The sequence below is a fragment of the Hydrocoleum sp. CS-953 genome (assembly GCF_002260545.1).
Classification (GTDB): domain Bacteria; phylum Cyanobacteriota; class Cyanobacteriia; order Cyanobacteriales; family Microcoleaceae; genus Trichodesmium.
The window spans coordinates 1-8,011 of the sequence record NZ_LGSU01001211.1; the positions used below are offsets into that span (position 1 = coordinate 1).

General features: G+C 34.5%; 8 protein-coding genes and 1 pseudogene. 5 read left to right on the plus strand and 4 right to left on the minus strand.

The window, feature by feature from the left end; translation table 11 throughout:
- Positions 1-357 precede the first annotated feature (357 nt).
- Positions 358-786: a DUF1824 family protein gene (locus AFK68_RS20110; protein WP_094671315.1), complete on the minus strand. Its 429-nt coding sequence runs from the start codon at positions 784-786 to the stop codon at positions 358-360.
- 1,086 nt (positions 787-1,872) lie between these two features.
- On the opposite strand from AFK68_RS20110, the gene AFK68_RS39315 reads away from it, so the two are divergent.
- Positions 1,873-2,115 (plus strand): hypothetical protein (locus AFK68_RS39315; RefSeq protein ID WP_210407518.1); only part of this gene is annotated, 243 nt, incomplete at its 3' end.
- 308 nt (positions 2,116-2,423) lie between these two features.
- Positions 2,424-3,137, plus strand: coding sequence for a polysaccharide deacetylase family protein (locus AFK68_RS42130; RefSeq protein ID WP_371357468.1), 714 nt, complete (start codon positions 2,424-2,426; stop codon positions 3,135-3,137).
- A gap of 424 nt (positions 3,138-3,561) precedes the next feature.
- On the opposite strand, the pseudogene AFK68_RS20125 reads toward AFK68_RS42130, so the two are convergent.
- Together AFK68_RS20125 and AFK68_RS39320 are read right to left on the minus strand one after the other, a co-directional pair.
- Positions 3,562-4,132, minus strand: a pseudogene (locus AFK68_RS20125) (Uma2 family endonuclease).
- A 279-nt stretch (positions 4,133-4,411) separates the two neighbouring features.
- A partial coding sequence (locus AFK68_RS39320; RefSeq protein ID WP_210407519.1) for a hypothetical protein occupies positions 4,412-4,615 on the minus strand: 204 nt, incomplete at its 5' end.
- A 698-nt stretch (positions 4,616-5,313) separates the two neighbouring features.
- Here AFK68_RS39320 and AFK68_RS20135 point away from each other — a divergent pair.
- The 3 genes from AFK68_RS20135 to AFK68_RS20150 form a co-directional block, all read left to right on the plus strand.
- A partial coding sequence (locus AFK68_RS20135; RefSeq protein WP_210407520.1) for a helix-turn-helix domain-containing protein occupies positions 5,314-5,637 on the plus strand: 324 nt, incomplete at its 3' end.
- A 606-nt stretch (positions 5,638-6,243) separates the two neighbouring features.
- Positions 6,244-6,454, plus strand: a 211-nt coding sequence (locus tag AFK68_RS45820; RefSeq protein ID WP_371357469.1) for a transposase, incomplete at its 3' end; no start/stop codon positions are given.
- 122 nt (positions 6,455-6,576) lie between these two features.
- Positions 6,577-7,251 carry a transposase gene (locus AFK68_RS20150; protein ID WP_246844302.1) on the plus strand — a complete coding sequence of 225 codons (675 nt, stop codon included), beginning with the start codon at positions 6,577-6,579 and terminating at the stop codon, positions 7,249-7,251.
- Between the two features lie 18 nt (positions 7,252-7,269).
- Here AFK68_RS20150 and AFK68_RS20155 read toward each other — a convergent pair whose 3' ends face one another.
- The gene (locus AFK68_RS20155; RefSeq protein WP_094674534.1) at positions 7,270-7,839 is read right to left on the minus strand and encodes a Uma2 family endonuclease; all 570 of its coding nucleotides are present in this window, start codon (positions 7,837-7,839) and stop codon (positions 7,270-7,272) included.
- Positions 7,840-8,011: the final 172 nt, after the last annotated feature.

Consider the following 8,011-nt stretch of genomic DNA (forward strand, 5'->3'; position numbering starts at 1 on the left):
ATACTGCTGCACCGTGATTATGGTAATCATAAGTGGTTATTGGGGTTATAGACAGTTAGGAAGATTTACCGAACGCCATCGTTTAACTTTAATTATAGAGTTCAAAAACTATAACGTTATAGTTTTGAACGCTATATACATGGTCTTTGCGTAAGTCCTGACTATAACTCCTGACTCCTGACTCCTAGCTTTAGACTACATTCTGAAGTGCAGAATTTAGGCTTAAAAAAGACTTTTTCAGTAAACCCTAATTAGCATCTCATGTATCAGTCGCGGAAATTTTTTGTTTCCCTTATTTGATACCTTGGTTTCTCCCCTCCTTAATATACTTAATTTAAGATCAAAATAATCATTATTTTAAGTAAATAAATCTAGTGGTAAATAACCATAAGTTCCATTAATTCCTGTTGCTTCATCAGATTGACAAGATACTAATACGCCTCGATATTTTCCAGTATAGGATTCCATAATATATGACTCTTTCATCCCATTAAATTTCAGATAAACAGACCCTTCAATCGAATGAAAATTAGACTCATTCATCAGAGTGGTATGATACCCTAAAGCTTCTAAATAGTTTCCTAATGTAGATAAAGCTTCAGTAGTTGAATCGGCACAAATTCCTAACATTTGATAATCAGACGAATTTACCAACAACAAGATTGCAGCACGGGTTATAGCTTTTTCCTCTTGTAATTCCACTGATTTCATATCTTGACAAGTAAATTCATGGAGAATTTTTTCAGCTTGAGTAACAGTGAGATTATGAAGGTTTTGAGTAGACATCAGTACCTGTAGAAAATTAATTTAATTGACTCTGGAGGTAGGGAAGATTTGAACAGATAACAGGAAAGACAAAATAAGAAAAACAAGTGTATTTGACTAACTTGAGAAATATTATATAACTCATGTCCGGTTCAACAATTATCAATCATTAGGAAGCAGTCAGGAGTCAGGAGCAGGAAAAAGGGAAATAAAAAAAGATAAAGATGAGAAAGTTTTTTGATTGGGCTATTAAGCCAAGATTACATAAGTCTTACAACAGTTTTTAAGTTGATGAGGTACAAAATTATGGGACAGTAGGAAGTAGGAAATCAGGAAAAGAGATTAATATTAAAACTTTACCTCACTATCCTAAAAAGTTATGTAATTACAAACAAACAAACAAACAAACTGCTGATAGCTGAGTAATAATCGCTATCATATTATATCAAGTTTAGATAATTAGTTCAGGACTTACCCAAAGACCATGTATATAGCGTTCAAAACTATAACGTTATAGTTTTTGAACTCTATAATTAAAGTTAAACGATGGCGTTCGGTAAATCTTCCTAACTGTCTATAACCCCAATAACCACTTATGATTACCATAATCACGGTGCAGCAGTATCAGCCATCAGGGGTGACGAAAACCTCTCAGCTATACGAAAATCAGGTATTTCTTTCAGGTAATCAATCAGGCTTTTTTCCATATATTTTCATATATTAGTATATTGGCCAATTTTACCAACTAAATTTGCTCCTTACTCTATAATTGTACACCTAGAGTGAGAATGAAACAGCCCTGCCATTAAAAGGGGGTAGAGAGACTTGAGACCTTATTTTTTATAGGACTTACACAGAGACCACATATATAGCGCTAAAAACTATAACGTTATAGTTTTTTAACTCTATATATAGTACCTTTGCGTAAGTCCTGTTCTAGTCAAACTATAGATTTAAGTAGAAACTTATCATCACGAAAAATCAACGGTACAAAACCATTAGACTAAAAATTATCTAATTTTTTAGATTCGTCAGGAAAAAATAGTGATATTATCGTCTCTACCTGTCCATAATTTATAGGTTTTGGATTGAATATTAGGAAGAGATATGATTAATCAAAAATGGATTGAAAATTTGATTGGGGTACTTAGTACGAAGGCTACTCAACCCCTCTTCTCTATTATAGAGAAATTAAAACTAACTATTCTACAATTGTACAAAGAATTTTTTTTGATTAAGTTTCTAGGTAAGTGGATAGGTAAACTTGTATACCTTTCATTAATATTGATCGTAACTTTAGGTTTGACTGGTGCAACTGTTAAATATCCTACTGTAAAAATTCCAATTTTTNTCCAGTGATAAATTTTATCTTCTCCACTCTCTTCAGTGTGGATAAGTTCACCATTAGAAATAGCAATAAATTTCTGAGGTACTTTGACGAAAATTTCGCCGAAAAGTACAAAGAATTTTTTTTGATTAAGTTTCTAGGTAAGTGGATAGGTAAACTTGTATACCTTTCATTAATATTGATCGTAACTTTAGGTTTGACTGGTGCAACTGTTAAATATCCTACTGTAAAAATTCCAATTTTTGGTTTCCACGACATTATTGATTTACAGAATAAAGCTGATTTACCTCCATATCGTCGTTTGTCTGATATGGATTATACTAAACAAGATTTAGAGAAGTTTATAGACTATTTAGTACAGAAAAATTACTGGTTTTTATCCTCTCAAGATTTGTTTATCTATTTTATTGATAAATCTCAACCTATACCGACTGAACATATAGGTCAAAAACCTGTAATGTTGACTTTTGATGATGGCTATAAGGGAGTACATAAAAATGGAACTCCTATATTGGAACATATAGAAGAAAAATATGGTGAGAAGGTAAAGTTTGTTTTGTTTGTTAATCCTAAAACTCTAGGATTTGACAATGGGAAAGATTTACCACATCTCAGTTGTCAAGATTTAAGAGAAGGATATCAAAAAGATTTTTATGATATTCAATCTCATGGATTTACTCATAAAAAATTGACTAAACTTAGCTCTAAAGAATTAGATGTAGAACTGTATTTGGCAAAGTTGGCTTTGAGGAAATGTACTAATGATTTAGATAGAAATAAAATTGTTGCTGCTCATATTGCTTATCCCTTCAGTGCTATTAATAAAAGAGTCGAGAGAAAGTTACCCAAATATCATTTGACTGGATTTATTTATGATGATAATTTCCTGAGAGTCAATTATTTGAAAAATCAGTTCCGTATTTCTCGAATTACTGTTGGTAATCACACATCTCCCTATAAATTAATTAGGTTGGCGAGTCGAGCTTCTACCTTGAAGAAAATTAGTAAGTCGAAAAAGATTTAGAGTTGTTATTTTGTCAGCATTTCCGTGATCGAATGCTCCGCAAACAGATATTAGTAGTCAGCTCTCAGATTTTTATACTGATTTTATGTGAAGTTGCACAGAATTATGAAATTAATTAATTTGTAAGCATTCAGCTATTAGGAGTCAGCCGTCAGCTCCTAGTTTTTTAATGAAAGAAGTAAGCAGTCTTTTAACTTCTACTTTATCAATCATATATCTGAGTTGTCAAACCATATATATTTATGGCTGGAAATTATAGATTTGTCTTAAAAGCTGATAGCAGATATCTGACGGCTGAATGCTTACATTAATTCATCTTTGTTGGGATATTCAGTTAATTTATCCATTCTTTGATTTTCAAAAGTGCTAGATAGGAGAATTATGACTATTATTAGCAATAATTCTCCCAATATTCTCAAGTTTTTTAATCTGGGAAAAAATGACTGATAGAACAACAAAAATTTGGTAATAATGGAGTTGTTATTTCCTCTCCATCTAATAGAGTCGCGACTAAAATTAATCTGGCATTTTCTCGCCGATAAACTTCTACTTGTTTAGTGAAATGATCAACTATCCAATACTCTCTTACTCCCTCTACCGAATATAATTTTAATTTTGCTTCCTTGTCTCGACGCTCATTATTTTTGCCAGGAGATAATACCTCTATTATTAACTCCGGTGCATCTGTAAGATGACCAGCTTCATCTTCAATTTTAGATAGTCTTTCTTTGCTCACCAAAACCACATCTGGGCAAACATTATCTGACTCGGACAAAGATAATACCAGGAGCAATAATAGCTTCTCCTAAATTATTAGATTCTGACCAAATATTAAGTTGCTGAAAAATTTTCCCACAAATTTGTTGGTGTCGGAAGTGGGGTGTTTTGGTAACGAATAATTCTCCATCAATAATTTCATATTTATTGAATTCATTTTGTGGTAATACTTCTAAGTCGTAAATATTCCAACGTATTTTTTGTACTGTTTGATTCATAATAATTAAGGAAGAAGGAAGAATAAAGAAGGAAGAAGGAAGAATAATGTTACAAAATCAGTGGGGATTGCTATCTTGGATAATTGATTATTTTTAGTGGGATTTAAACATTTGGAAAGCTATAAAATAGGCTCAAATTTAGATGAGCAATATTTTCGCATCAAAAAGATATTAACTCTAAATAAGCATTGGTTCTAGCCATTTTCAAGGCATCGACATAGTTCCATTATCTAGACTGACTTTGACACATTTTTCCTACCAGAAAATATCTAAATATAACTACTTCCTTTTTCCTTTAATTTTTGACTTTTTTTTCCGAGTCTTTGATTTGTTCTTTTTATTTTTGGCTCGCTGCTGAACTACTTCCGGTGGCGGACCATAATCTCCATCACTAAAGTATACTCGCTCTACTATATTTTCCGGTTCTACTTCAATCCACAGACGGGCACCTCCAGCTTGACTATTATTAGGTTGATGAGGTTGNTATACTCGCTCTACTATATTTTCCGGTTCTACTTCAATCCACAGACGGGCACCTCCAGCTTGACTATTATTAGGTTGATGAGGTTGATAAACGATTTGGCAAGGTCCTTTTATTTTCAGAGCGTGGCAATAATCCTTTTTATCCCCTACTTTCACAGCAACTGCTGGATGAGAAGTTCCATTATCTCGGTTGTAATCTATAGTCTTTCGTAGAACATGAACAAAAGTATTGGCTGTACGTCTATTTTTGTTCCAAGTACCTTCAGGACCACGGCGACCTGGTATAATTTCCGGCATTCCCCGTTTGTTTAATGGAATCATCCAACGTATCCCATCTTTATAAGCGTCTCGAACACGACCTTCATTCAGTAATGTTCGTAATCTACCTGTGGAAATATTGAGTAGAAATGCCGCTTGTGTTGTAGTAGCTTCTTCTAATTCTGCTTGTGTTGTAGTAGCTTCTTGTAGAGTCATAACTATAACGTCTGGGTTTTTAGATTTTAGAATATTAACGAGTGCTAGTATCAGTCTTAAGGAGTTATGAAAAATTAATTATACATATTTTTAACTCCCCCGGCGAGAAGTCCCGCGCTCTCCTTTCGGGGGAGCGTCGTATGGGAAAGCCGGGCGTTATTTGTGTAGTTTGCCGTTATTTTGGGTATACTAAATATTAGGTAGATATAAAGGTCGATACTATAATGCTACTGAAATACAAGTACAAACTAAAACCACATAAAAGGCAAGCGGTAATTATATCCAATTGGTTAGAGATGTCCAGGAAGCAATATAATTATCGTTTAGCTGAAAGGTTAAACTGGTTTGAAGCAACGCGCACACCAGTGAATGCTTGTCCACTTAATGTTTCAGTAGTACCTGTAGAGCAAATCTACAAAAACATCCCAGAATTTAGAGTACAAACACGGGATGGCAGAAAGAAAGATAGTGATGGTAACCCAATAACCAAAAAAGGAGATCAGCACCAAAATATAGTCAATGGTTACGTTTTGTGGGAAACTGTTCAANGAATGCTTGTCCACTTAATGTTTCAGTAGTACCTGTAGAGCAAATCTACAAAAACATCCCAGAATTTAGAGTACAAACACGGGATGGCAGAAAGAAAGATAGTGATGGTAACCCAATAACCAAAAAAGGAGATCAGCACCAAAATATAGTCAATGGTTACGTTTTGTGGGAAACTGTTCAACTGGCAGACTTAACACAGACTAAAAAACTATTTCCTGAGTATAAGTCCATGCACTCCCAGGTTCTTCAAGATGTTATCCAACGTGTGCAAACCACAATGGATAATTTTACTCAGCCTGATAAAAACGGCAAAACCAGTGGTAGACCAAAATTCAAAGGCAGCCATTACTATAATTCCTTCAGTTATCCTCAGTTATCAAATACCAATATAGTCAAAAATGCTAACGGTCGTTTTTGTATCAACTTACCAAAGATTGGCTTAGTCCCCTTTGTGTACAATCGCCCAATACCATTATGTTTCAAGGTTAAGACGGGTACAGTGATTCGAGAAGCAGATGGTTTATATATCAGCTTCACTATAGAAGATAAAACTGTACCTTTGAGGCGTGTAGAAATTCAACCCACCGAAGAAAATTCATGCATGTATAGATTTAGGATTATTCTACTATGCTGTTACATCTGATGGGGAGTTTGTAGAAGTTCCTAAGTTTTTCAGGTTCTCTGAACATCGTTTGTCTAAACTTCAGGTGAGATTGCCTAACAAACCAAAGCATTCCAAATCTTGGAACATTCTCAAACGAAAGATAGCGAAACTGCACCAACTGATAGCCAGGCAAAGATTAGACTGGCAATTCANGTTAAGACGGGTACAGTGATTCGAGAAGCAGATGGTTTATATATCAGCTTCACTATAGAAGATAAAACTGTACCTTTGAGGCGTGTAGAAATTCAACCCACCGAAGAAAATTCATGCATGTATAGATTTAGGATTATTCTACTATGCTGTTACATCTGATGGGGAGTTTGTAGAAGTTCCTAAGTTTTTCAGGTTCTCTGAACATCGTTTGTCTAAACTTCAGGTGAGATTGCCTAACAAACCAAAGCATTCCAAATCTTGGAAAATTCTCAAACGAAAGATAGCGAAACTGCACCAACTGATAGCCAGGCAAAGATTAGACTGGCAATTCAAATTAGCTTATCATTTGTTTAGTGATTGTCAGGTGATATTTTTAGAAGACTTACAAATAGCTAATTTAGTTCGACGTTGTAAAGCCAAGTTAGGAAGTGATGGTCAGTTTTTACCCAACGGCCAATCAGCAAAATCAGGATTGAATAAGTCTTTGCAAGATGCAGCGTTTGGTCAGTTTGTTCAAGTATTAGAATATGTAGCTTGGAAACTTGGCAAGAGAATCATCAAAGTAGACCCAAAAGGTACATCTCAGCATTGTTGGCAATGTTTGAGCAAAGTCCCTAAAAGCTTATCAGAGCGCTGGCATTCTTGTCCGGAATGTGGACAGGAACTAGATAGGGACTATAACTCGGCACTTCTAATACAGAAAATAGGATTATTATCAACACAGGAGGAGGACATCACTTCTGTAAAAACTGCGGTCAAGGCTTCCTTGGCTGAAGAATCCCGCGCTCTCCCGTAGGGGAGCGTCGGGAGTATGTCAAGATGGAAAAAAACGACTGATAGAACAACAAAAATTTGGTAATAATGGAGTTGTTATTTCCTCTCCATCTAATAGAGTCGCGACTAAAATTAATCTGGCATTTTCTCGCCGATAAACTTCTACTTGTTTAGTGAAACGATTAACTATCCAATACTCTTTTACTCCCTCCACCGAATATAATTTTAATTTTGCTTCCTTGTCTCGACGCTCATTATTTTTGCCAGGAGATAATACCTCTATTATTAACTCTGGTGCATCTGTAAGATGACCAGCTTCATCTTCTATTTGAGATAGTCTTTCTTTACTTACCCAAACCACATCTGGGCAAACATTATCTGACTCAGAAAAGATAATACCAGGAGCAATAATTGTTTCGCCTAAACTATTAGATTCTGACCAAATATTAAGTTGCTGAAAAATTTTCCCACAGATTTGTTGGTGTCGGCGGTGGGGTGTTTTGGTCACAAATAATTCTCCATCAATAATTTCATATTTATTGAATTCATTTTGCGGTAGTACCTCTAAATCGTAAATATTCCAACGTATTTTTTCTACTGTTTGATTCATAATAATTAAGGAAGAAGGAGGAAGGAAGAAGAAATAAAGTAGGAAAGAACAATGGTAAATTTTACTGCCTCAAACGAATTGGAGCAGCTATTTTTAAGTATATCCAATCAAAATGTACCTTTTTGTAGCATTCTTTTTTCAAAGTAGTATTAATTATTCTTACGTTTACTAC